General features: G+C 37.1%; 24 protein-coding genes. All 24 read left to right on the top strand.

Features of this window, described 5'->3' with window-relative positions; translation table 11 throughout:
• The first annotated feature begins 35 nt into the window (after positions 1-35).
• On the top strand, positions 36-440 hold the full coding sequence (locus RWP19_RS06730; RefSeq protein ID WP_295210716.1) for a hypothetical protein: 405 nt from the start codon (positions 36-38) through the stop codon (positions 438-440).
• Complete coding sequence (locus RWP19_RS06725; RefSeq protein WP_314356983.1) at positions 433-1,275, top strand: hypothetical protein; 843 nt, start codon at positions 433-435, stop codon at positions 1,273-1,275. The genes RWP19_RS06730 and RWP19_RS06725 overlap by 8 nt, the downstream gene beginning before the upstream one ends.
• A 49-nt stretch (positions 1,276-1,324) precedes the next feature.
• Positions 1,325-2,116, top strand: coding sequence for an ECF transporter S component (locus RWP19_RS06720; RefSeq protein ID WP_314356982.1), 792 nt, complete (start codon positions 1,325-1,327; stop codon positions 2,114-2,116).
• Positions 2,117-2,183: 67 nt separating this feature from the next.
• Positions 2,184-2,327: a six-cysteine ranthipeptide SCIFF gene (gene scfA, locus RWP19_RS06715; RefSeq protein WP_004693318.1), complete on the top strand. Its 144-nt coding sequence runs from the start codon at positions 2,184-2,186 to the stop codon at positions 2,325-2,327.
• Positions 2,328-2,493: 166 nt separating this feature from the next.
• Positions 2,494-3,903: a thioether cross-link-forming SCIFF peptide maturase gene (scfB, locus tag RWP19_RS06710; RefSeq protein WP_039969275.1), complete on the top strand. Its 1,410-nt coding sequence runs from the start codon at positions 2,494-2,496 to the stop codon at positions 3,901-3,903.
• Between the two features lie 34 nt (positions 3,904-3,937).
• Positions 3,938-6,223, top strand: coding sequence for a carbamoyltransferase HypF (gene hypF / locus RWP19_RS06705; RefSeq protein ID WP_314356980.1), 2,286 nt, complete (start codon positions 3,938-3,940; stop codon positions 6,221-6,223).
• A gap of 143 nt (positions 6,224-6,366) precedes the next feature.
• Complete coding sequence (locus RWP19_RS06700) at positions 6,367-6,612, top strand: HypC/HybG/HupF family hydrogenase formation chaperone (RefSeq protein WP_295210594.1); 246 nt, start codon at positions 6,367-6,369, stop codon at positions 6,610-6,612.
• Positions 6,578-7,696 carry a hydrogenase formation protein HypD gene (hypD, locus tag RWP19_RS06695; protein WP_314356979.1) on the top strand — a complete coding sequence of 373 codons (1,119 nt, stop codon included), beginning with the start codon at positions 6,578-6,580 and terminating at the stop codon, positions 7,694-7,696. The genes RWP19_RS06700 and hypD overlap by 35 nt, the downstream gene beginning before the upstream one ends.
• A 1-nt stretch (position 7,697) precedes the next feature.
• On the top strand, positions 7,698-8,705 hold the full coding sequence (gene hypE, locus RWP19_RS06690) for a hydrogenase expression/formation protein HypE (RefSeq protein ID WP_314356978.1): 1,008 nt from the start codon (positions 7,698-7,700) through the stop codon (positions 8,703-8,705).
• 254 nt (positions 8,706-8,959) lie between these two features.
• On the top strand, positions 8,960-9,406 hold the full coding sequence (locus RWP19_RS06685) for a hypothetical protein (protein ID WP_314356977.1): 447 nt from the start codon (positions 8,960-8,962) through the stop codon (positions 9,404-9,406).
• Positions 9,407-9,514: 108 nt separating this feature from the next.
• Positions 9,515-10,633 carry a hypothetical protein gene (locus tag RWP19_RS06680; protein WP_314356976.1) on the top strand — a complete coding sequence of 373 codons (1,119 nt, stop codon included), beginning with the start codon at positions 9,515-9,517 and terminating at the stop codon, positions 10,631-10,633.
• Positions 10,634-10,670: 37 nt separating this feature from the next.
• Entirely contained in the window at positions 10,671-12,224 is a 1,554-nt protein-coding gene (locus RWP19_RS06675; RefSeq protein ID WP_314356975.1) for an LptA/OstA family protein, read from the top strand.
• 13 nt (positions 12,225-12,237) lie between these two features.
• On the top strand, positions 12,238-13,101 hold the full coding sequence (gene galU, locus RWP19_RS06670; RefSeq protein ID WP_314356974.1) for a UTP--glucose-1-phosphate uridylyltransferase GalU: 864 nt from the start codon (positions 12,238-12,240) through the stop codon (positions 13,099-13,101).
• Between the two features lie 189 nt (positions 13,102-13,290).
• Positions 13,291-13,857, top strand: a complete 567-nt coding sequence (locus tag RWP19_RS06665; RefSeq protein ID WP_295209260.1) for a hypothetical protein — start codon at positions 13,291-13,293, stop codon at positions 13,855-13,857.
• A gap of 8 nt (positions 13,858-13,865) precedes the next feature.
• On the top strand, positions 13,866-14,378 hold the full coding sequence (locus tag RWP19_RS06660; protein WP_295209258.1) for a biotin transporter BioY: 513 nt from the start codon (positions 13,866-13,868) through the stop codon (positions 14,376-14,378).
• Between the two features lie 66 nt (positions 14,379-14,444).
• Positions 14,445-15,551, top strand: coding sequence for a thiolase family protein (locus RWP19_RS06655; RefSeq protein WP_314356973.1), 1,107 nt, complete (start codon positions 14,445-14,447; stop codon positions 15,549-15,551).
• A gap of 1 nt (position 15,552) precedes the next feature.
• Entirely contained in the window at positions 15,553-16,848 is a 1,296-nt protein-coding gene (locus tag RWP19_RS06650; RefSeq protein WP_314356971.1) for an AMP-binding protein, read from the top strand.
• A 27-nt stretch (positions 16,849-16,875) separates the two neighbouring features.
• A complete protein-coding gene (locus RWP19_RS06645; RefSeq protein WP_314356970.1) occupies positions 16,876-17,874 on the top strand; it encodes a nucleoid-associated protein in 999 nt (332 codons plus the stop codon).
• 83 nt (positions 17,875-17,957) lie between these two features.
• The gene (ybaK, locus tag RWP19_RS06640; protein ID WP_314356968.1) at positions 17,958-18,449 is read left to right on the top strand and encodes a Cys-tRNA(Pro) deacylase; all 492 of its coding nucleotides are present in this window, start codon (positions 17,958-17,960) and stop codon (positions 18,447-18,449) included.
• A gap of 9 nt (positions 18,450-18,458) precedes the next feature.
• The gene (locus RWP19_RS06635) at positions 18,459-19,178 is read left to right on the top strand and encodes a ribonuclease H family protein (protein ID WP_314356967.1); all 720 of its coding nucleotides are present in this window, start codon (positions 18,459-18,461) and stop codon (positions 19,176-19,178) included.
• 22 nt (positions 19,179-19,200) lie between these two features.
• Positions 19,201-20,124 carry an NAD-dependent epimerase/dehydratase family protein gene (locus tag RWP19_RS06630; RefSeq protein WP_314356966.1) on the top strand — a complete coding sequence of 308 codons (924 nt, stop codon included), beginning with the start codon at positions 19,201-19,203 and terminating at the stop codon, positions 20,122-20,124.
• Between the two features lie 20 nt (positions 20,125-20,144).
• On the top strand, positions 20,145-20,423 hold the full coding sequence (locus tag RWP19_RS06625) for a DUF1294 domain-containing protein (protein ID WP_314356965.1): 279 nt from the start codon (positions 20,145-20,147) through the stop codon (positions 20,421-20,423).
• Between the two features lie 84 nt (positions 20,424-20,507).
• Entirely contained in the window at positions 20,508-21,944 is a 1,437-nt protein-coding gene (locus RWP19_RS06620) for a glucose-6-phosphate isomerase (protein WP_314356963.1), read from the top strand.
• A gap of 9 nt (positions 21,945-21,953) precedes the next feature.
• Entirely contained in the window at positions 21,954-22,943 is a 990-nt protein-coding gene (gene galE, locus RWP19_RS06615; RefSeq protein WP_314356961.1) for a UDP-glucose 4-epimerase GalE, read from the top strand.
• Positions 22,944-23,077: the final 134 nt, after the last annotated feature.

Genomic DNA, 23,077 nt, shown 5'->3' with positions numbered 1-23,077 from the left:
AAATACAAAGAGATTACATATCATAGGAGATCTTTATGAACACATTAATAGATATTTGTAAAAAATCCATTTACTTGAATATATTTATCGTAGTAATTCCTATTATTGCGTATATGATTCATAATGGATCGAGTGCGACAGTCGCACTTGTATGGTATTTGCTCTTATCGTTAATAATGCCTTGGGCATATTTATCGTTTAAAAGTAGTACTTTTGACGATGGTAAATCGATTAGCCGTATTGCCTATGTTATAAGTTGGATTATAATCCACGGTATTAGCTATAAAGGTATTTTTCTCGGTATAGATTTATCCATGTTATGGAGCTGGCCAACAGTTGGTCGAGATGTAGCTTTTTTAGTAGCTATGTATATTGGCGTTACTATTAGCTTGGTTTTGGCATATGGTCTTACTCGTTTAGTAGGAGGCCGTAATGAATAAGAATTTCTGGTTATTTACCGTTGTCTGTGCATTATTTGTAAGTGCTGTAACGACAGTTCTTTCTTTGAGTGGAGCGATAGCTTTACCAATCTTAGTATTCCCCGTGTTGTCCCTCGTAATACCTCTTATGGTACGAAGACTTAAGAATGCTAAATTTAATGACGATCTACCATTGAGTATGGGATATCATGCATATAGTTGGGCTTGGTGGACTGTATTTTCTTTTCTTCATACGCCATTTAGCTTTACTACAGATAATGGAATTGTAACAGCGTTGCTTCTCTTCGTGGTATATTTTATAGTTCAAGTACTTATTGAACTTTGTGGATTGCTAGCTACTAAGTTTTTCAATCGAAATCATCGATGGGGAATGGTAGATGAAGCGCTCGATATAATTGGATATACTATTCCAATTCCATTCTTATTTATTGGTTCACTTCTATATATTGATCTACAAGATCCAATGGTTTATTTCATGTATGCGTCATCTATGAATGTAAATATACTCTTTGCAGAATTAGTATCATTACTTATATCCTTATTGGTATTTGTATTCTATTTATACCCAAGAGAAATAGCCTATAAAGGTATACGATTATTTCGTATTGTTTTAACTGCTGGTTTATGGCTCGCTATGAATGCCCATATTTTATATGGTGGTTATATTCCAGAGTTTATTTTATCTTTAGTTCCCACCGTTTTTCCAACGTATCAAGGTAATCCACTAGTGTTTGTTACTCCAACTTTGTTAGAAGCTGGTATGACAGGCGTAGCAGTGATTATAGGTGCATTGGTAGAGCGTGGTATTATTTCACGACGCCGTGAACGTATTTAATTTCTAGTTTCGACTTATATCCGTAAGGAATGAGAGCGAAGGAGGATCTATGAACAACAATGAACGTCTAGTGGATGATAACTCAACTGTATCAATCCAAGACAATGAAAAACTGAAGCAAGTTGAACGTAAAAAGTCTAAAAAAGAGAAAAAGAGTGGGATTACCATCCGTGAGCTTACCATTATTGGTTTGTTGGCAGGGATTACAATCGCATTAGGTGTATCTGGATATGGCATTATTCCATTGGGTCCTCTTAATGTAACTACCTTGCATGTACCGACACTTATTGGTGCAATAGTAGAGGGTCCTAAAGTTGGTGCTTTTGTAGGGTTTATCTTTGGTTGCTATAGCTTGTGGCAAAATATTACAGCTCCAAATATTTTATCCCCACTATTTATTAATCCAATCATTTCTGTGTTACCACGTATACTTTTCCCTGTATTAGCATATTTAGTATACTTATTATTGTGGAAAGCACCTCAAGGTCCACGCATTCTTGTATCTGCATTTATGGGTACTGTATTCCATACAATTATGGTTATGGGACTTATCTTCTTGCTTTACGCAGATATGTTTGCTATTAAAATGAACCTAAGCCCAGATCAAGTATTAGGCTCTATCGTATTCTTATCTGTTACGCATGGTATTCCAGAAGCTGTTTTTGCAGCTGTTATCGTTACTCCAGTTGCATTGGCATTACGTAAGGTATTGCGTAAGGATACTCCTAAGAAAGAAAAAACTGATGTTGTTACAAGCACTACAACAACAGTAGGAGCGGATATAAATAAAACTACAGAAGTTAATAAAATACAATCTGTAGAAGAAAACATAACTAAATAGTATTTTACAGGCTTTTCATAAATATGATAAAATAAATATCATTCGATAAGTATTGAGGAGGATAACCATGGCTAAACGTATTCGTACTATCAACACTGAATCCTTGCAAAAAACTGCTAAAACTGGCGGTTGTGGGGAATGTCAAACATCTTGCCAATCTGCTTGCAAAACAAGCTGCACAGTTGGTAACCAAGTTTGCAAACAAAAATAATAAAGAGGCTCGCTTAGCGGGCCTTTTTTATTTATGTGTATAATACATACTTTGTATGGTATATCTTTATGACTCTTTTCATAACGTTTAGCGTGGAAATGTGGTACAATTATCTAGAAAGTTCTATATAGTAGAACTTTTACCATACATATTAATTGGAGGTACCATGTTAGAATTAAAACCAATGATCCATAAGTTTCGGATGAAGGATAACTATTACTGCTTAGATGTTAATAGTGGTATTATTCACGTTATCGACGAACTCATTGATAGAGTTCTTGACATATATGATGGCACTAATCGCGATGCAGTACATGCTGCATTAGATGCTAAAGAAGATGCCGTAGAACTTGATGAGATTATGGATGAGTTAGATGAGCTCATTAAAGCAGAGCAATTGTTTGCTCCCATGAGTACAGAGTTTAAACTTGTAGTAGGTGAAAAACCTATTGTTAAGGCATTATGCTTAAATATTGCTCATGATTGTAATTTAGCATGTAAATACTGTTTTGCTAGCCAAGGTGATTACGGCGGTGTAAAACGTGAATTAATGAGTTTTGATGTGGCGAAGCGTGCAGTGGACTTCCTCATTAAAATGAGCGGCCCTCGTCAACATTGTGAAATAGACTTCTTTGGTGGAGAACCTTTATTGAACTGGGATGTTGTTAAACAAACAGTTGAATATATTGAATCCATTCAAGAAAAGCACAATAAGATTTTCAAGCTTACATTGACTACAAACGGCATGCTCTTAACACAAGATAAAATCGACTATGTAAACGAACATAAGATGAGCCTTGTATTATCTTTGGATGGTCGTGAATCTGTACATAATGCGATGCGTCCTGTAGCTGGTAGTGGTGCTGAATCTTACAAATATATTGCTAAAAATCTTATCAATGCTGTAAAACAACGCCATGGCCTTGAATACTACGTACGTGGTACGTATACACATAAAAACTTAGACTTTACAAAAGACGTTATGGCTATGTCTGATCTTGGCTTTGAACATTTATCCATGGAGCCTGTAGTAGGTGAAGAGGGGGACTATGTTCTTCGCGAAGAGGATTGGCCTGTATTGGAAAAAGAATATGAAAAATTAGCAGATATTTATTTACAACGTCAATTAGATGGTTGGGGCGAGAAGTTTAACTTCTTCCACTTCCGTATGGATTTGTATCGCGGTCCATGTATGGCTAAACGCCTTCGTGGTTGTGGGGCAGGTCATGAATATATGGCAGTCGTACCAAATGGCGATATTTACCCTTGTCATCAATTCGTAGGTAAAGATGGATATGTGCTTGGCAATGTGTATGATGGTTTACAAAATACAGAAATTCCTAAAGATTTCCGTAATACACATGTATTCTCTAAACCAACTTGTGCTGAATGTTGGGCGAAATTCTTCTGTTCTGGTGGTTGTCATGCTAACAACATTACATTAGGTGGCGATTTAGAAACACCTTATGAATTTGGCTGCCGTTTACAAAAGAAACGTATCGAATGTGCTATTATGATTCAAGCTGAGTTGGAACAAGCTGGCATTGATGGCAGTATTCCTGTAGCATTAGGTTAATAGATTTAATTCTCCGTCTATAGTAGGAGTTTATATGAAACAAAATAGTAATCAAACTATAGAACGCTGGGGAATTCGTTATACCGGTATAGTTCAAGGGGTCGGATTCCGGCCCCTTGTTTCTATGTGGGCACATTCCCTAGGGTTAACAGGTTTTGTATATAATGATAGCCAAGGTGTTTACGTTGAGATACAAGGTTGTACTAGTGATTTGCAGTTGTTTTTAGATGCGATTCAAGATGACCAACCTCGATTGTGCCGCATTACAAGTCAACGGGTACAACATCTTACTATACAAAACAATGAAGTTGAGTTCTCTGTGAAGCCCTCTCCATTAGGTGAAGAGGTTAGTACGTTTATTAGTGCTGATACAGCGCCATGTGATGACTGTCTTAAAGAATTGGAGCAGGACAAGCGTAGGAAAGAATATCCTTTTATTAATTGCACAAATTGTGGCCCCCGGTATACGATTATTAAATCGCTACCTTATGATCGTGAGCGAACGACGATGGATGCGTTTCCTATGTGTGAAGCTTGTAAGGCTGAATATGAGGATATAGAGGGGCGCCGTTATCGTGCTGAACCAAATGCATGTATTGAATGTGGCCCTCATTATACTTTATATAAACCTAATCGTACGGTTGTAGATACAGTAAATGTATGGAATACAACCCGTGAATTAATTAACGAAGGTAGTATTATCGCTATAAAGGGAATTGGCGGCTATCATTTAGTTTGTGATGCTCGAAATGATGTAGCGGTACAACGCTTACGTAAGCGTAAAAATAGACCACATAAACCACTAGCAATTATGGTAGGGTCTCTAGATACAGCCATAGAATTAGTTCATATTAGTGATGTAGAATTAGATACATTGACCGGAATGGAGCGTCCTATCGTACTATTACAAAGAAATCATGATAGTTTGGTACGGTTGAGTCCCCATGTGGCACCAGATAATCATATGCTGGGCGTAATGTTACCGTATTCACCAATGCATGAGGTACTATTACCATCAGATGCGGCGTGGGTCATGACGAGTGGTAATCGCAGTGGTGATCCCGTTTTATATGATGATAATCAAGCATTTGAAGAGTTAGGGGCAGTGGCTGATTATTTTTTGGTCCACAATCGGAAAATTTATGCACCTCTCGATGATTCTGTTGTAACTGTTATTCATAAGAAACCTCGATTTATTCGTCGTAGTCGTGGCTATGTACCAGAACCTATTCATTGTGAAATTTCAGGGCAAACTTCGATATTAGCCATGGGGAGTGATTTAAAAAATGCTTTCGCTATGAATAAAGGTTCTGAAGTTCTTGTGGGACCACATATTGGTGATCTACAGAATGCATCCACTCATGCAACTTTGGAGTGGACTATTGACCGATATGAGAAATTATTTTCTATACAACCAGAGAAAATCATTGTAGATAGTCATCCTCAATTTTTCTCTTCTCACTTAGGGGAAAGTATTGGTAAAAGTTCACAGATTTCTGTTATACCTGTCCAACATCATCATGCTCACATTGCATCAGTTATGGCAGAGCATAATCTTGAAGGCCCTGTACTAGGTATTGCCATGGATGGTACTGGATATGGTCCAGATGGAAGCGTATGGGGTGGTGAATTTCTCCTTTGTAAAGGCAACCAATATCAACGATTAGCCCATATCCATGAAGCGCCGTTACCAGGTGGAGAAAAAGCGGTTTCTGAGCCATGGCGTCAAGCCTTATGGTATATGAGAAATTATTATGGTAATGATATTCCACCTATTTACCAAGATTGGATGAACAGGCTACCTAAAGGTTGGGAAATATTAGATAAAGCATTACAATCTACAATGCCTATGATTCAAGCAACGAGCTGTGGACGTTTATTTGATGCAGTAGGTTCTCTTTTAGGACTAGGTATGATTCATACCTATGATGCGCAAATTGCTATTGCATTAGAATCTTTATGTGGTGATGAAAAAGGCACATTGCTTGATTATAACTATGATGGGCGAATTCTTGATTTTACTCCAACTGTTCAATCTATTATGGATGGTGTCGTTAAAGGTGAATCTAGATCTCATCTTGCAGTATCATTCCATAAAACCGTTGCCATTGCATTATGTGAAACGGCTGCTGATTTAATGGAGCGATATAACATTAGAAATGTAGCTATATCTGGTGGTGTATTTCAAAATCGTAAATTAGTAGAACTAATGTATAAAGCTTGGCATGTAGGTGATTTATACATGAATGAAGCAGTTCCTTCCAATGATGGTGGATTGGCACTAGGTCAACTATGGATTGGTAGCCATATATCAAAATAATAATTTGTAGCTACTATCACTAAATAATATTTTTAAATGTGATACAATGATATTAGAATAATTTATATATTCTGATAATGCTTTTGTGAAAAGCACTTTTATATAAAATAAGTCTTATTAATTTAATAGATAAAGGAGATAATATGTGCTTAGCTGTACCAGCACAATTGGTTGCTGTAAATGATGCGATTGGTACTGTCGAATTGACAGGTGCTACTCGTGATTGTAGCTTACTCCTCGTACCAGAAGCAAAGGTAGGAGACTGGTTGTTAGTCCATGCAGGTTTTGCTGTACAAATTGTTGATGAAGAAGAGGCACAAAAAACATTAGATGCCTTTAAGGAGCTAGAAGAACTTGAAGAAGCTTACTTTGCAGGAAAAGCAGAATAGTGCTGATGCGTTGTTAAAACGTATTAATACCCTTCATGAGCCTGGGGAAACTATAAGACTTATGGAGGTTTGTGGTACACATACTGTATCGATTTTCCGAGAAGGTCTTCGTCAATTATTGCCAAGTGGCATTGAACTTGTTAGTGGACCAGGATGTCCTGTATGTGTAACAGATCAAACGTATATGGATAAGGCGTTAGCCTATGCTGAATGCGATGATGTTATCATCGCTACTTTCGGGGATATGTTAAAGGTTCCTGGCAGTTATAGTAGTCTTAGTGAGGCCCAAACAAAAGGGGCTCATATCCATGTTATCTATACACCATTAGAAGTAATAGAGCTTAGTAAAAAACATCCAGATAAAAAAATTGTATTCTTAGCCATAGGTTTTGAAACGACTATTGCTGTTATTTGTGCGACTGTGAAAGCTGTTCATGCTGCAGGTCTTAAGAATGTATTTTTCCTCGTATCTCATAAATTAGTGCCTCCTGCATTACGGGCATTACTAGATAAGCAAGAAGGTCATATCGATGGTTTTATCTTGCCTGGCCATGTGAGCGTTATCATCGGTGAAGAACCGTATCGATTCTTGCCAGAAGAATATCATATTCCATCATGTATTGCTGGCTTTGATGGGGTAGAAATATTATCTGCTATAGCTAATATTTTAGAGCAGCGCAAGACAGGCCAAATATTTGTAGGTAATACCTATCATTCTGTAGTTATGAAACAGGGGAATCCTGTAGCCCAAGCTATGATAAATGAAGTGTATGACGTATGTGATGATGCATGGCGTGGAATTGGTATTATCCCAAATTCTGGTTTAGCCTTAAAGAATGAATATGCTGCATATGATGCAGAAAAGGCTTTACCAATTACATTAGAAAAACCATCTATTGATCCGAAAGGTTGTCAATGTGGGCGTGTGTTACAAGGTCTTATTAAGCCGAGTGAATGTCCCTTATTTGGTAAAAGTTGTACTGCTGACCATCCAGTTGGTGCTTGCATGGTATCTGTAGAAGGTAGTTGTGCAGCATGGTATAAATATGGGTATTCCAGTGGTGGATCGACGTGGGAGGATTAATATGGAGCGAGTTCGCTTAGTCCATGGAAATGGCGGTCGATTTAGTCATGAGTTGACCGAACGTTTTATTTTGAAATACTTTACAAATGATTTATTAGCTCCATTACATGATGGTGCGCAATTTCCTGTTATGACAGGACGGATGGCGTTCTCTACAGATTCCTATGTAGTGCAACCAGCGTTTTTCCCTGGCGGGAATATTGGCAAGTTAGCTGTATGTGGTACAGTTAATGATTTAGCGATGAATGGAGCTGTACCTCAGTATTTAAGCTGTGGCCTTATTTTAGAAGAAGGGCTAGCCTTTGATGAGTTAGATGAGATTCTCCATACTATGGCGGATATGGCGAAAGCTGCTAATGTTCAAATCGTTACAGGGGATACCAAGGTTGTAAAAAAAGGTGAAGTTGATAAAATCTATATCAATACAGCTGGAATTGGTATGATTCCAGAACATATAGATATTGGTCCTCATCGTGTAAAGCCAGGGATGGATATTATCTTGTCAGGTGCTATTGGTGATCATTCTATTGCAGTTATGGGTCAACGTTTTGGCCTTGAATTATCTGATACATTGAAAACTGACTGTGCGCCATTAAATTATATGGTACATGCTGTACTCGAAAAAGTGGGCCCTCAGATAGCTTTACTGAGAGATCCTACACGAGGTGGTTTAGGTACTGTTTTAAAAGAAATTGCAGATCAAAGCCAAGTAGGCATTAAGATTGAAGAAAGTGCTATCCCAGTTCACGCTGAAGTGCAATCTGTTTGTGATATTTTAGGCTATGATCCTTTATATTTAGCTAATGAAGGGAAAGTTGTATTGGTTGTCGATCCTTCTGTAACGGAGGAAGTACTAAAGATTCTTCACAGCTTTGAAGAGGGAAAAGAAGCCGTATTAATTGGTAAAACATTAGATAAAAATATTGGTAAGGTTGGTTTGCAAACAGCTATTGGTGGCGTACGATTAATAGATTTATTAGGCGAAGATCAAGTCCCACGTATTTGTTAATCCTATAATTGAGATTGTTTCAGTCTTAAGGATCCATAAAAATAAGAAGTATTTTGTCCCTATAGAGTATGAGTTAGACTTGATATTGACAGCAAATCTTTGTGATGGTAGCATTAAATTAAGTTGCGTAAAATTCATTGATTGTTCATTGGACTTTTATACAATACTAGTATCTTTATGTGTAAGTTCTTATACTTTCACTAGAATCTATGTATAGAATTTGTTAAAATATAAGTATCTATAGGAGGCTTATTATGAAAAAGAAGATTATTACAGCTGTTCTAGGGATTTGTTTAACTACAACTGCATTTGGTGGCATCTTGACTACTCAAGCTGGCGGCCTTAGCAGTATTCTTGGCGGTGCAGTTAAAATTGGTGGTATCGGTATTGTTATTAATAAATTCGGTCCACAAATTGACTCTTTCTTAAATAAATTATTGAAACAAAACAATTTAAGTACAGAATATACAACTAAAGTTGTACCTATCATTAGTATTGGTACAAAAGGTTATATCGGTGCTGCTCAAGTTACTGGTCCTGCATCTAGTATTGAACAGGTTAAAGCTGTTGCCCAAGTAGAAGGTAGCTTTAACGGTATGGTTCGTGTTAAAGGTTTGGTACCTGTTGATAGTACAAACCCAATTGGTGCATCTCGTGTTCAAGGCGTAGGTGTATCTGCGATTATCGATTTGAAAATTTAATGGCCACTGAGCATATAAAATAGTAGACTCAGGGAATAAGCACGGTCTTAGGCCCGTGCTTATTCTGTTGTATAACAGTTATACATTAGATACGTTGTGGAGGAATTTATGAAGAAGCAAGTACTTACACTTTTAATGGCATCCTTGATTTCAGGCACTGCATTTGCTGCTCCTGGCACAGTTACAGAGAAAACAAATGTTTTGGAAACTACTGTATATGGCGCTGTACAAGATGGTGCTGTAGTGGACCGCATTAATCAACTTGATGAAACCGTGTATGGTACTGGTTTTAATGGTAACTCCGCTACATTGAGTAAACGTGTTGATTCTCTCTATGACTCTGTAGAAGGTAGCGGCACAAATATTTCTTTGCGTGAAGAAATGGATGCCTTGGAATATACATATCAAAATAGTATTAATGCAGGCTCTCTCGTGGATCGTGTAGAAAAGATGGAGCGTAGTGTTAATGGACGTATTGGTAGTGGCTCTTTACAAAAACGTATTATTTCTTTGAAAACAAAAGTGTATGGTAGCAATGTAACACTTACTAACCAAGTTGGTACATTAGCTGGCAACAAAGTCTTCAAAGTTACCTTGAATGAAGCCGTTTCTTCTAAAACTAGCCATGAAGGTGATACAGTTCCTTTCACAGTAGCAGAAAATGTAATGGATGGCAATGTGTTGTTAGTTCCTGCAGGTACAGTAGGATCTGGTACGATTACATCTTTGAAAAAAGCACGTTCTTTTGGTCGTAATGGTGCATTAGATATCACATTTGATACGATTCCTGCCATCGATGGCACACAGTTTACTGCGGTACAAGGTAAAGAAGCTAAGGATAAAACTCGTAATGAAGTTAAAGCTGCTGGCGCTTCTGTAGCTGGTGCAGTTTTACTTGGTCCTGTAGGCTTAGTAGGCGGTGCTTTTATTAAGGGGAAAAATATTGAGTACCCTGCTGGTGCAACAATTTATGTACAACCTCAAGATTCTGTAACAATTCAAGGTCTTGTTATTGGTGGTGATGGTTTAGCACATAGTAGTGATGAATTGGCAGATGCAGTAACAGTTCCAACTCCAGCCGATGAAACTGAAGAAACTGTTGATTCTAGTGATACAACTGTTGATGAAAATGAAACAACAGCAGAAGAACCAGCAGCGGTAGAAGAACAAGAAGAACCGGTAGAAAATGTATCTCAACCTATTGTGGTTGTAAAACGTAATCAATAATTAACAAATTCTAATAGCAAGAGGAGTTCTAGTAACCATGAGGAAACGTAAAGTACAATGGCTAGCGGCAGCTTGTGTGTTCTGTATGGCACAACCTGTATGGGCTGCTACAGAGTCAACCACGGTATATCAAGACCAATTGGATAGCGTTGGTCAATCCTATCTTGGAGAAATCTCTAAAGCATCTACACCTGAATATAGTAATATCCGTGTTGTACGTCGTGGTGAAAAGGCAAAATCCAGTGAGCCTGTAGAACAGTTACCAACTCGTATAGATGCTGATAAAATGTCATATACTGGGTCTACTGGTGATGTATATGCACAAGGTGATGTTGTAGTTACACACGGTAACCAAACATTAAAGGCTCCACGTATTGAAGGTAATACAAAAACTACGGAATATCGTACGGTTGGCGGCTATCATTATTTAGAAGATGGTGGTAAAACCAAGGATATTAAAGGGGAAAATATGACCTATCGCACGAGTGATCGTCATTTTACAGCTGATCAGGCGATGGGGTGGACCGATCCTTATTATGTGAAGGGGAATAATGCAACCTTTGATGGCCAAATTGGTCATATAGAAAAGGGTATGGTTACTACAAAACATGCGATGGCCTTTGTACATACTCCAGACTATCGTGTAGAAGGTCAAGATATTACTGTGTATCCTGGCGATAAGGTGGTTATAAAAAAACCATCTTTCTATATTAAAAACTTTAAGCTTTTCTCCTTACCATCTTATACATCTTCCTTGCGTCATGACAAAGAAGGGAAATTTAGTATATTCTCTTTAGTACCGAAACCAACTTATAGCAGTGATGATGGATTAGGCTTACATGGTAGTACAGATTATCCTATTGGCAAGCATGGCGAGGCATATATTGACTATCGCTGGTATATAAAATCTGGCTTTAAACCGAAAATGGGTTATCGTCATTATTTACCTTGGGCTACTGCCTCTATTGGTTACAGTAAAGAGTCTAATGAGTATAATGATGAAACTGTATGGGTTGAAAAAATTGGTGAGGCTCGTTTAGATACGCATACTTATCATGTCGGTAAATCTCCGGTTACTGTGCGTGGCGGTGTAAATGCAGGCTATTGGAAAGAAGGCTCTGTAAAAGGTACTCATGAGGAATACTATACTGAGGTATCTCATGATCCAATTAAGCTTTGGAAAAATGCGGACTTACGTTTCTTAGGTGGTTACCAACGTGACTACTATGGCTATAATGATTCAATACGTAGTATGCCATATTGGGGTGTTCGCTTCCGTTCTAAAGCTGGCAAACGTGCTAATGTTTGGGTTTCTTATAATCAACGTAATATTTCTTATAATAATTCCCCTTATCGATTTGATACAACTGAGCTTCCTAAGGAACTGATATATGGTGGTTCTTATAAATTAACTCGTCTTGATGATATTTCTGTAAGTGTTAAAACTAATATGATGAGTGGCGATATTGATTCTATTTATTATACATGGCATCGTGATTTACACTCTTTTGATTTATATTTAACTTATAAGGATGGTCATAAAAACAAAGATAATCAATGGAAGGTTAAATTTGTAGGTAAAGACTTTTAGTTAGGAGATTATAATGCAACGTATTAGAAAAGCCGTAATTCCCGCAGCTGGTTTTGGTACACGTTTTTTACCAGCTACGAAGGCTCAACCTAAAGAAATGCTACCTATTGTTGATACACCAGCTATCCAATATATTGTGAAAGAAGCATTAGATTCTGGTATTGAAGAAATATTAATTATTACAGGCCGTAATAAACGCGCTATTGAAGATCATTTTGATAGTAGTGTTGAATTAGAATTACTATTACAAAGCCAAGGTAAAAATAAACAGTTGGCTATGATTAAGGATTTAGCAGACATTAAGGTTCACTTCATTCGTCAAAAAGCTCCACGTGGTCTTGGTGATGCTGTACTATGCGCAAAAGCTTTTATTGGTGATGAACCATTTGCAGTGTTACTTGGTGACGATATTGTATATAATCCTGAAAACCCATGCTTAAAGCAGTTAATTGAGTGTTATGATAAACATCATGGCATTATTTTAGGGGCTCAATTTGTACCAGAGGATAAAGTTAGCTCTTATGGCATTGTATCCGGTGAAGCATTAGCGGATAATTTATATCGCGTTCATAATTTGGTGGAAAAACCAAAAAAAGAAGATGCACCATCTCGACTTGCTGTATTAGGTCGTTATATTTTAACGCCAGATATTTTCAATATTTTGGAAAATACAAAACCAGGCGTAGGTAATGAGGTTCAATTGACTGATGCTCTAGCAGCATCTAAAACTGACACGTATGCATTGGCCTATGAGGGCATTCGTTACGATACAGGTGATAAACTAGGTTACTTAAAAGCTACTGTTGAGTATGCATTGCGCAATGAAGAATTAGGTGAAAGCTTCAAGGCATACTTAAAAGAGCTAGATCTTAAATAACAAATCTATAAGATTTAACCTTATGAAAGAACCTATGATATATCATGGGTTCTTTTCTTTTGGTAGTACATTTAGCTAATATAGATATATTATTTTATATTTGTTAACAAATGGATAATGACTTTTGTTGACGAATGAGATGATGTTGATTATAATCAATTTATTGAATAAATAAAGGACTGTGATTATATGAGATCGCTCTTTAAAACATTATGTAATAATGATTTTGGTCTACCAGGACATAGTGTTATTAAGCATATGCATTATGATACTTCGGGTAGTGATCAATCTATCAGTGGTATTCTGTATCAAATCGCTAAAACAACTACAATTGGTATCTTAGATAAATCAGGTTTTTTAATAGTTGATTTACGACCGGTACCGAGAAAATTTCAAATTCGTTCTACAATTCATGAAGAGGAAAATGATCGAAGTATATCTTTCTCTCGGGATGATATCATACGATTTGTAAACGATATAGATGATACCAATGAAATTCATCGAGAGTCGCCTTATGTAGTACCAGGTTGTATGATTTTAGAAAATTTATGGAATTATTGGAACATTAGTAAATCTGCGCAGCAGATGGCCATTTATTTTCATTCACCTGTTATTGCAGATGATAGAGTAACTTTGGTGGAAAATTCTGAAGATAATCAAGTAGATGGTTATGTAGGTGATACATTGGCATTTTCCGCTACTTTTTTTGGTGAGAATGAAGATTTGTCGTCTTTAAAACAAAGATGTATTAGTTAGAGGTAATTATGGAAGCAAGACGTTTAACAAAAATGGCTTTATTAACAGCCTTATTATGTATTTCAGCATATATTTCTTTCCCATTGCCATTTAGTCCGGCAATGGTAACCGCATTGACTTTGGTGGCAACATTAACAGGCTTATTATTGCAACCAAAGGATGCTTTTATAGTATTTGTCGTGTATGTTCTGCTAGGAGCCGTTGGTCTACCTGTATTCGTTGGGGGTACAGCTGGTCTTGGTAAATTATTGGGACCTACAGGGGGATTTATTTTCTCTTGGCCAATAGCATATACTTTACTAAGTGTATTTAAAGGGCCTAAAAAGAGCTTTTTTTCTTATGCATGGCGCTCTCTTGTAATTACAATTCCTGTGGTATACCTATTTGGTGTGGTAGGCTTTATGATTGTTACCAAAACAGAACTTTGGGCGGCGTTGCCTGTAGTTATGTTCCCATTTATTCCTGGGGATATCGTAAAATGTCTCGTTGCTTCTTGGTTAGCAACTAAAATTAAAATTTAGAATGGAATAATGAAAAGAGGCATTCCTTGGGATGCCTCTTTTTTACATTTGGGTATAGGAGTTAATATGTCAGTATATATTCATGGTGGGCTTAGAACCCCTATAGGCGTATTAAATGGACAATATAGAAATATTCGACCTGAGATGTTGGGGGCTCAATTGATTAATGAGTTGATAGCACGGTATGACATTGCATCTGTAGATGGTGTCTTTTGCGGTAATGCTGTAGGTACAGGTGGAAATATTGGACGTTTGATGTGCTTAATGTCTAGTTTATCAGTATCAACGCCTGCTATTACAATTGATATGCAATGCGCATCAGCATTGATGAGTATTGAGATGGCCTATACACATATTGCGTCAGGAGTGATGAATTCAGCTATTGCTGGTGGCATTGAAAGCTCTTCATTACAACCAGATCGAATCTATGCAACTGGAGATGATCGAGATGGTTTATATAAGGTAGCTCAATTTACTCCTCAAGATCGGTCTCCTTTAGCTATGTTAGAAGGAGCAGAACGAACAATCCATAAGCATAATGTATCTAAGGAAGAGTTATATCCCTATATTATTGGAAGTCATCAAAGAGCTGCTAAAGCTTTAGATAATAAAATTTTACAATCTTATATAATGTCTTTTACTATAGATGGAAAAAAATGCGTAGATGAATGTATTCGACCTAAAATGAACGAGAAACTTTTGTCGAGAATGAAGCCTTTACTAGGATCTGATTCTATTACAAATGCAGGTAATGCTTGTTTAACTCATGATGGTGGTGCTTTTGTATATGTATCTAATGAAATAGGACCTTTTAAAATTCATAGTGTCATGCCTTGGGCAGGTAATCCTCAGTTTAGTCCAGAAGGCGCTTTAGAGAGTACAGCTGCTATTTTACAACGTACTAGTTTAACTATGGATGACATTGACGTGGTGGAATGGAATGAAGCTTTTGCTGTTATTGATGTACTCTTTAAGAAGGCATATCCTAACGATATAGAAAAATATAATATGCTTGGTGGTGCCTTGGCATATGGACATCCTTATGGTTGTTCCGGTGCTATATTAGTACTTCATTGTATGGCTGCTTTAGAATCTTGTAACGGAAGATATGGATTGTGTGCCATTGCTGGTGCAGGCGGTACAGGGACTGCTTTAATTATGGAACGAATGTAAAATGACAATTATTGAACGATTACAACAATATAAAGAATTAGATCCCCATAAGGTTGCTTTAATTGTAGATGATAAAAAGTATACATATGATGATTTATATGATGCTGTTCTATCGATAGATATAAATCATATTAGTCGTATAGTAAATGTTGCCAAAACTAGAGAATCAGTAAAAAATCAAGTTCTTTTAATTCAGAGTCAATCCTTTTTAGAACAACTTGTATATTGGTTAGGTGCATTGTATAGAGGTTACATTCCTATGGTGTGCCATAATGAGATGGATATAGACTATATAGAGAAATTAAGTCTCGTTATAGCATCTGAAGGAGTTCCACCATTATCTGATTTTGGTGTGCTTACATCAGGTACTACAGGACGACCTAAACCCTTGTGGCGAAAAGAAGAATCTTGGCGAGAGTTTTTTGATATTCAAAATAATATCTTTCGTATCAACGAAGATACAAAAGTCTTTTTACAAGGTAGTTTTAGTTTTACTGGTGTTAGTAATATGGTTATCGCTGTTTTATGGGCAGGAGGAACTATTGTTACTACGAGTTCCTTACGTCCAACTCGCTGGATTGAACTGCTAGAAAGATATAAAGTAGATCACATATATGCTCTTCCTACAAAACTTAGACTGCTCGTAAGGCATTGTAAATGTAAATTACCTTTCATTAACTATATTATTGCTGGCTCACAAGTACTTGATCGTCATTTAATGGAGCAGTTACAACAGATATGTCCTAATATGGAGTTTATTCTGTACTATGGTGCATCTGAGCTTAACTATATAACATATTGCACAGGTAAAGAGTGGTTAGATAGAGAAGGGACTGTGGGAAGACCATTTCCATCTGTTAAAATCACAGAGGCTGATGATGTTATTTATGTAACGACAAAATATCATATTGAAGGGATTTCTGATACTTATACTGTAAATGATTGTGGCTATATTGATAAAGATGGATACCTTATGTTTAGCGGACGACAAGGTGATGTCATCAATAAAGGGGGATATAAAATTTCTATTCCCGAAATGGAATTGTATTTACAATCCTTACAGGGCGTTTCTGAAGTGGCTGTTATTACGATTAATGATGATATACGTGGGGAAGACTTTGTTGCTTATATGGTATTAGAGGATAATACTGAATTAAGTAAAATCATAGAAATTATTCATCACGAAAGACCTTCAGTTGAATGGCCAAAAGCAGTTCTAGAAATTCCTATGTTACCACTTACAGAATGCTCAAAAGTTGATAAACGAAAACTAAAAGAGTGGTATAATAAAGGGTAATCGTTTTTGCTATTATAAGGAGGCATCATGCAGATTAACAAGGCGGCTCTAGAGATTTTCGACTTTACGTCCTCTTTAGCCGTATACTCTGAACATGAATTAAAGGTTGGAGATCAAGCTATACAAGATTATATTGCCAATCATGTAGCTAAGGCGTTCAAAGATCCCGGTGCTAGAACAGGTACCTTGCATGATGCAAGTCCATTTGGTAAACAACTAGTTGATTATAAAAATGGAGACCTCAAGTTTATAGATTTATCTAAGAATTTAGGTGAAAGTTTGTTTACCTATATGAAACAAGCGACGGACTCTGTTGTTATTGATACGATTATCAGTGAAGCTGTTACAGATGCATCTTATATCTGTATTCTTTTGTGCCAAGCTCATGATGCTTTTACCCATCAGCTATTTAGTGAAGATGATGGCAGTTTAGCAACAGAACTTGTTTCACATAAGGCTGTATTGCCAATGCCTTCTCAGAAATTGAGAGCCTTTGCATCTATTAATTTGCATGATTTTAGTGTTCGAATTTTTGAACCTAAAGGAGAATTTGATGGTGAAGTATCCTATATCTTAGCAGATAAGGTATTACAATTAGGCACTAATCAATCTTCCAGAGATACAGTGAGAAAGGTAAAAGCCATCGTAGATAAAGTGGCGCAAGCTCACGAGTCAGATGGTGTTGTTGAAATGACGACAGCTAAGTCAATGATTGCTAAGAATGCTGAAGTATCTGATACGGTGGATCCTGTTCGTATTGTGGAAGAGGTATTTAAATCTAATCCAATTCAACAAGAGGCGGCTAAGAAAGAGCTGCAAGAGGCAGATATGATGCGGCCTTTACCTGTAAACCGTGAATTTGCTACAAAGGTCGGGGAACACCATAAGATTAAAACTGATACCGGTATTGAAATTTCATTTCCTGTAGAGTATATGAAAAATCGTGACTTTATCGAAATTAAAACGAATGATGATGGAACCTTGCGCATTGAATTAAAGAATATAAGTAAAATTATTAATAAATAGTAATAAAATTTATGCGTATCTATAGATATATATTATATATTGATAAGGTTTATTTGTTACGCTAATATATAAGGTGGTATATAATGAGTAAAGAAAAACATAAGAAAACAAATGCATTACGTATTTTAGATACCCATAAGGTGCCTTATAGCATTAGCGAGTATGAATGGTCTGAGGAGCGTTCCGCTGGACTTCATGTTGTGGAAGCATTAGGACTCGATGAAAAACAAGTTTTTAAAACATTAGTTGGTAAAGGCGATAAAACAGGATTTGTAGTATTCTGTATTCCTGTAGCTGAAGAGCTCGATATGAAACAGGCGGCTCGTGTTAGTCATAATAAGTCTGTAGAACTTGTTCATGTTAAGGACTTGCTTGGTATTACAGGGTATTTACGGGGAGGATGTTCTCCAGTGGGTATGAAAAAATCATTTCCTACCTATTTTGACGTTACTATGGAGCCGCAAGACTTTGTATATGTAAGTGCTGGTCTACGAGGTATGCAGATGAAGGTAAATCCAAAGGATTTGGCATCTGTCGTAAATGCTGAATTTGTGGCACTTACAATGGATCATTAAGAGGTGCATATGGCAAAAAAGTATTATGCAGTTCGTCAGGGCCGTGTACCAGGAGTATATACTACATGGGCTGACTGTGAAAAACAGGTTAAAGGCTTTGGTGGTGCTATCTACAAGTCTTTTCCTACAGAAGCAGAAGCACGTGCTTTTGTAGATGATTCTGGATTATCCTTGAGTGACTTTATGAGTGCTAAACGAAGCGAACCTAAATCACGAAATGAGGTTCAGTCTAAACCTATATATTCGAGAATTATAGGTTCTAGAGTTAAAAATAAGGTATCATCAAGTGTTGTAAAACCAGACTTTACTAAGTCAAACCATATCATTGCTTATATTGATGGTAGTTATAATAAAGGTACCAATACCGTTGGAGCTGGTGGTGTTATCTTCTTGAATGGGACTAAGGAGACTTTTTCATTTCCAGCTAATGATGAACGATATACGGCATTTTGGAATGTAGCTGGCGAGCTATTAGCTGCTATGTATGTGATGAAATATGCCGTTGATCATGGTACTCCTGAATGTTCCTTATATTATGACTATATGGGTATTGAGATGTGGGCTACTAAGCGGTGGAAGCGCAATAATACACTTACTCAGCAGTATGCAGAATTTTATGATTCTATAAAAGACCACGTGCGTGTACACTTTCACAAGGTGGCTGCTCATACGGGCGATACATATAATGAAATGGCTGATGTACTAGCGAAACAAGGAGCGGGAATTTAGTTTTCTCTGAAAGGAGGGTGTTATGAATATATGTGTTACAGGGGGGGCCGGTTTTATTGGTTCCCATCTCGTTGATCGATTAATTGAATTGGGGCACGATGTGCTCGTTATAGATAATCTATCTACAGGTATGCGTTATTTTGTACATGAGGCTGCTCAATTTATTGAGATGGATGTACGAGATCCAAAATTACTATCTGTATTTGAAGAGTTTAAGCCTTCTATAGTGTTCCATGAGGCTGCTCAAACCATGGTACAGTCCTCTATGGAGAATCCAGGTTATGACTGTGATGTTAATTTACTAGGACTTATCAATGTACTTGAAGCATGTCGACAGGTAAATGTTGAACAATTCTTAATGCCTTCTTCGGCTGCTGTTTATGGAGATTTGGCAGTATTACCTTTGACAGAAGAGCTAAGTGGCATGCCATCATCCTTCTATGGTTTGACTAAGCTTACAGCAGAAGGCTATTTGCGCATTTATCGTGAAGCTTTTGGCTTGAATACGGTATGCTTTAGATATTCCAATGTATATGGACCACGTCAAGGTGATGGTGGGGAAGGTGGCGTTATTAGTATTTTCAATCGTTTAATTGTTGAAGAGAAGCCGTTAACTGTATATGGTGATGGAGAACAAACGAGAGACTTCATTTACGTAGATGATGTGGTAGAAGCCAATATTAAAGCCATGGGAAATAGTACTTGTACAGGCATTTATAACGTTTCAACTAATACAGGGACATCTGTAAATGAGTTGATTACACGATTCAGATCTATTAGTGGTGTTAATTTTATGGTTCATTATGAAGATGAACGAGTAGGGGATATCAAGCATTCACGTTTAGGTAATGTAAAGGCAGAGCGTGATTTTGGCTTTGTAGCGTTAACAACATTAGATGAGGGCTTACAAAAAACTTTAGAATATTTTAAGTCTCATCATAAGTAAGGAATATAAGGTTTGGGGACATGAGTGATACACAATTTTGGGTTACTGTAGGGGTATGGAATCTAATTGTATTTAGCATGTATGGGTATGATAAATTATGTGCTATCAAGGGGGATAATCGGATTTCAGAGTTCACATTACTATTTTTAGCATTTGCCTTTGGTGGTCTTGGTGCGCTGTTAGGCATGGTTATTTGGCGACATAAGACTTTAAAGCTTAAGTTTAAACTATCTGTCCCTATTGCATTATTATGGTCTGTGTATGCAGTGGGTTTTGGTTATGGTTTGTGGGTGAAATGATTGCATAAACTAATATTTTATTCATTGTTTTATGGTATAATGAGTAAAATATTGTACATAAAATGTCAGTGAAGGAGATATTTGATGTTGCGATTACAATCGGGGTTCGAGTTAGATTACGCTAACATATATAATGAAAGTTGCATACAAGAACGAGACGTAAATAACTTTGAGCGTGCTATACAAAATGTTTGGCGTCACACAAATATTTTACGCTCTACTGGCTTTGAAGAAGGCCATGTTTCTAAGGATGGATTACCTGAACCGGTATTATTTTACCAACTTCCATATATTTCAGAAGATGGTATTAATACACCAAACATGTTGAAGCGCCTTTATGAATTGCGTGACTATGTACGCCATAATATAGATACTGTCGTATCGGTAGGGATTGGTGGTTCTTATTTAGGAAGTAAGGTTATTTTTGATGTTCAATGTGGAGCATTTTGGAATAATCTTAGTACGGAAGAGCGCAATGGATATCCACGGATGTATTTTGCGGGCTTTAACGTGGATGGTGACTATTTAGCTGGTCTCATTCGCACTTTAGAGTACCAGGCTCAGACAAAAGGTTCAGACTATAAGGTGATGCTCATCATTACCTCTAAGTCTGGTTCTACCATTGAGCCAATGGCGAATTTTATGATTTTGGAAAAAGCCTTACAAGATCGTAATATAAATTATGAAGTAGTAGCTGTTACAGATATGTCTGATGATGCACATCCTACAGTTCTTAGATCTATGGCAATAGAAAATAATTGGAAGACTTACAGCATTCCCTATGGCGTTGGGGGCCGTTTCTCTGTATTTACTGAGGTAGGCTTTGTTACGGCTGCTTTAGTAGGTTTTGATATTGAAGGCTTCCTAGCTGGTGCTGCCTCTATGGATGCTGCATGTCAAGAAGAGGATATTTTTAAAAATCCAGGTCTTTTAAGTGCGTTGTTGAAATATATTGCGTCTGAGCGGTATGGCCGTATTATTGAAGTGTTTATGCCATATAGTGATGCACTACATTCGTTATCTGATTGGTATGTACAACTTCTATCTGAATCTCTTGGTAAGATGAGTAATACGTGCTTACCGTATGGGCGTACACCAGTGGCTGCGGTAGGAACTATGGACATGCATGCTCAAGTTCAAGAACATCAAGAAGGTCGACTTAATAAGGTAGTTCAATTTATTAAGGTTAAGGACTGGAAAAATAATCTGATTGTACCAGATTCTTACAGTCAATATGAGCGTCTACATTCTTTATCAAACGTAGGCATTTGCGATATTTTAAATATTGCATTGGATGCTAATCGCGAGGCTTTATCTAGTGATAATCGTTTTAATATGACAATAACTGTACCGACATTAAATGCATTCCATTTAGGGGAAATTATGTTTATGCATTGTTGGGCTGTTTATTTTGAATCTATTTTTGCAGGTGTTGATGCTTTTGACCAACCTGGGGTAGAGGTGTATAAACGTCTAATTGGTCCTAAACTGGCTAGTGCAAAGGATGGACATCATTCATAAGGGGGAACTATGAATATTTTAGTAACAGGTGGTGCTGGTTATATTGGGAGTCATACAGTGCGTGCTTTGAAAAAAGCTGGTTATACTCCTATCATTGTAGATAACTTATCTCGCGGTCATGTGGAATCTATTCCTGAAGGCATACAGTTCTACAATATGGATATTGCAGATCCGAAACTAGTAGATGTAATGAAGAAACATAATATTATTGGTGTTATGCATTTTGCGGCTCATTCACAGGTCGGTGAATCTATGGTCAACCCAGCTATTTATTACGAGAATAATGTAGTTGGTTCCTATCACCTTATTGAATCTGCTCGTACTGCAGGGGTAAAATATTTTGTATTTTCTAGTACTGCTGCTGTATATGGGGAACCAGAGGTGGTGCCAATTTGTGAAGAGGCACAATTACATCCAACCAATGTATATGGGCGGACTAAATTAATGATCGAAGAAATGCTGTCTGACTATAGTTCCATTTATGGATCTACATACGTTGCATTACGTTACTTTAATGCGGCTGGTGCAGACCCATCTGGTACGATTGGTGAAGATCATCATCCAGAAACTCATTTAATTCCTCTTGTGCTTGATGCAGCTCGTGGTAAGAGAGAGCATATTACAGTATTTGGTACTGATTATGATACAGCTGATGGCACATGTGTGCGCGACTATATTCATGTAAATGATTTGGCAGCTGCCCATGTATTGGCTATGGATTACTTGCGTAAAGGCGGTGAGTCTCAAGTATTCAATCTTGGTAGTGGTAATGGATTCTCTGTAAAAGAAATTATTGAAACGGCTAAAGAGGTTACAGGTATCGATATTCCTGTTCGATATGGGGACCGTCGTGCTGGTGATCCTGGTACATTGATTGCTTCTTCAGAAAAAATTAAAAATTTACTTGGCTGGGACCCTAAATTCAGCAATGTGGCTGATGTGATTAAAGATGCTTGGAAGTGGCATACATCTCATCCAGATGGTTTTAATAGTAAATAAAATAAGAACAAATCTTTTAGCTTTGTCAATATAATGAATGACTCTATTAGTCACCTAGGTGACTGGTAGAGTCATTTTTTTGCACGCCGAATAGGCATGACTAAACCCCCAGTTAAACTGGGGGTCGATAAAAA

The organism is uncultured Veillonella sp. (assembly GCF_963522475.1).
In the GTDB taxonomy this organism is placed as follows: domain Bacteria; phylum Bacillota; class Negativicutes; order Veillonellales; family Veillonellaceae; genus Veillonella.
The sequence above is the reverse complement of the archived record's forward strand: the minus strand, read 5'-3'. Positions and strand labels throughout refer to the sequence as shown.

What these genes read in the sequence shown, in the direction of transcription:
- RWP19_RS06730 (WP_295210716.1), top strand. Translation starts at nt 36, where the DNA reads ATGAACACATTAATAGATATTTGTAAAAAATCCATTTACTTGAATATA.
- RWP19_RS06725 (WP_314356983.1), top strand. Translation starts at nt 433, where the DNA reads ATGAATAAGAATTTCTGGTTATTTACCGTTGTCTGTGCATTATTTGTA.
- RWP19_RS06720 (WP_314356982.1), top strand. Translation starts at nt 1,325, where the DNA reads ATGAACAACAATGAACGTCTAGTGGATGATAACTCAACTGTATCAATC.
- scfA (WP_004693318.1), top strand. Translation starts at nt 2,184, where the DNA reads ATGGCTAAACGTATTCGTACTATCAACACTGAATCCTTGCAAAAAACT.
- scfB (WP_039969275.1), top strand. Translation starts at nt 2,494, where the DNA reads ATGTTAGAATTAAAACCAATGATCCATAAGTTTCGGATGAAGGATAAC.
- hypF (WP_314356980.1), top strand. Translation starts at nt 3,938, where the DNA reads ATGAAACAAAATAGTAATCAAACTATAGAACGCTGGGGAATTCGTTAT.
- RWP19_RS06700 (WP_295210594.1), top strand. Translation starts at nt 6,367, where the DNA reads ATGTGCTTAGCTGTACCAGCACAATTGGTTGCTGTAAATGATGCGATT.
- hypE (WP_314356978.1), top strand. Translation starts at nt 7,698, where the DNA reads ATGGAGCGAGTTCGCTTAGTCCATGGAAATGGCGGTCGATTTAGTCAT.
- RWP19_RS06685 (WP_314356977.1), top strand. Translation starts at nt 8,960, where the DNA reads ATGAAAAAGAAGATTATTACAGCTGTTCTAGGGATTTGTTTAACTACA.
- RWP19_RS06680 (WP_314356976.1), top strand. Translation starts at nt 9,515, where the DNA reads ATGAAGAAGCAAGTACTTACACTTTTAATGGCATCCTTGATTTCAGGC.
- RWP19_RS06675 (WP_314356975.1), top strand. Translation starts at nt 10,671, where the DNA reads ATGAGGAAACGTAAAGTACAATGGCTAGCGGCAGCTTGTGTGTTCTGT.
- galU (WP_314356974.1), top strand. Translation starts at nt 12,238, where the DNA reads ATGCAACGTATTAGAAAAGCCGTAATTCCCGCAGCTGGTTTTGGTACA.
- RWP19_RS06665 (WP_295209260.1), top strand. Translation starts at nt 13,291, where the DNA reads ATGAGATCGCTCTTTAAAACATTATGTAATAATGATTTTGGTCTACCA.
- RWP19_RS06660 (WP_295209258.1), top strand. Translation starts at nt 13,866, where the DNA reads ATGGAAGCAAGACGTTTAACAAAAATGGCTTTATTAACAGCCTTATTA.
- RWP19_RS06655 (WP_314356973.1), top strand. Translation starts at nt 14,445, where the DNA reads ATGTCAGTATATATTCATGGTGGGCTTAGAACCCCTATAGGCGTATTA.
- RWP19_RS06650 (WP_314356971.1), top strand. Translation starts at nt 15,553, where the DNA reads ATGACAATTATTGAACGATTACAACAATATAAAGAATTAGATCCCCAT.
- RWP19_RS06645 (WP_314356970.1), top strand. Translation starts at nt 16,876, where the DNA reads ATGCAGATTAACAAGGCGGCTCTAGAGATTTTCGACTTTACGTCCTCT.
- ybaK (WP_314356968.1), top strand. Translation starts at nt 17,958, where the DNA reads ATGAGTAAAGAAAAACATAAGAAAACAAATGCATTACGTATTTTAGAT.
- RWP19_RS06635 (WP_314356967.1), top strand. Translation starts at nt 18,459, where the DNA reads ATGGCAAAAAAGTATTATGCAGTTCGTCAGGGCCGTGTACCAGGAGTA.
- RWP19_RS06630 (WP_314356966.1), top strand. Translation starts at nt 19,201, where the DNA reads ATGAATATATGTGTTACAGGGGGGGCCGGTTTTATTGGTTCCCATCTC.
- RWP19_RS06625 (WP_314356965.1), top strand. Translation starts at nt 20,145, where the DNA reads ATGAGTGATACACAATTTTGGGTTACTGTAGGGGTATGGAATCTAATT.
- RWP19_RS06620 (WP_314356963.1), top strand. Translation starts at nt 20,508, where the DNA reads ATGTTGCGATTACAATCGGGGTTCGAGTTAGATTACGCTAACATATAT.
- galE (WP_314356961.1), top strand. Translation starts at nt 21,954, where the DNA reads ATGAATATTTTAGTAACAGGTGGTGCTGGTTATATTGGGAGTCATACA.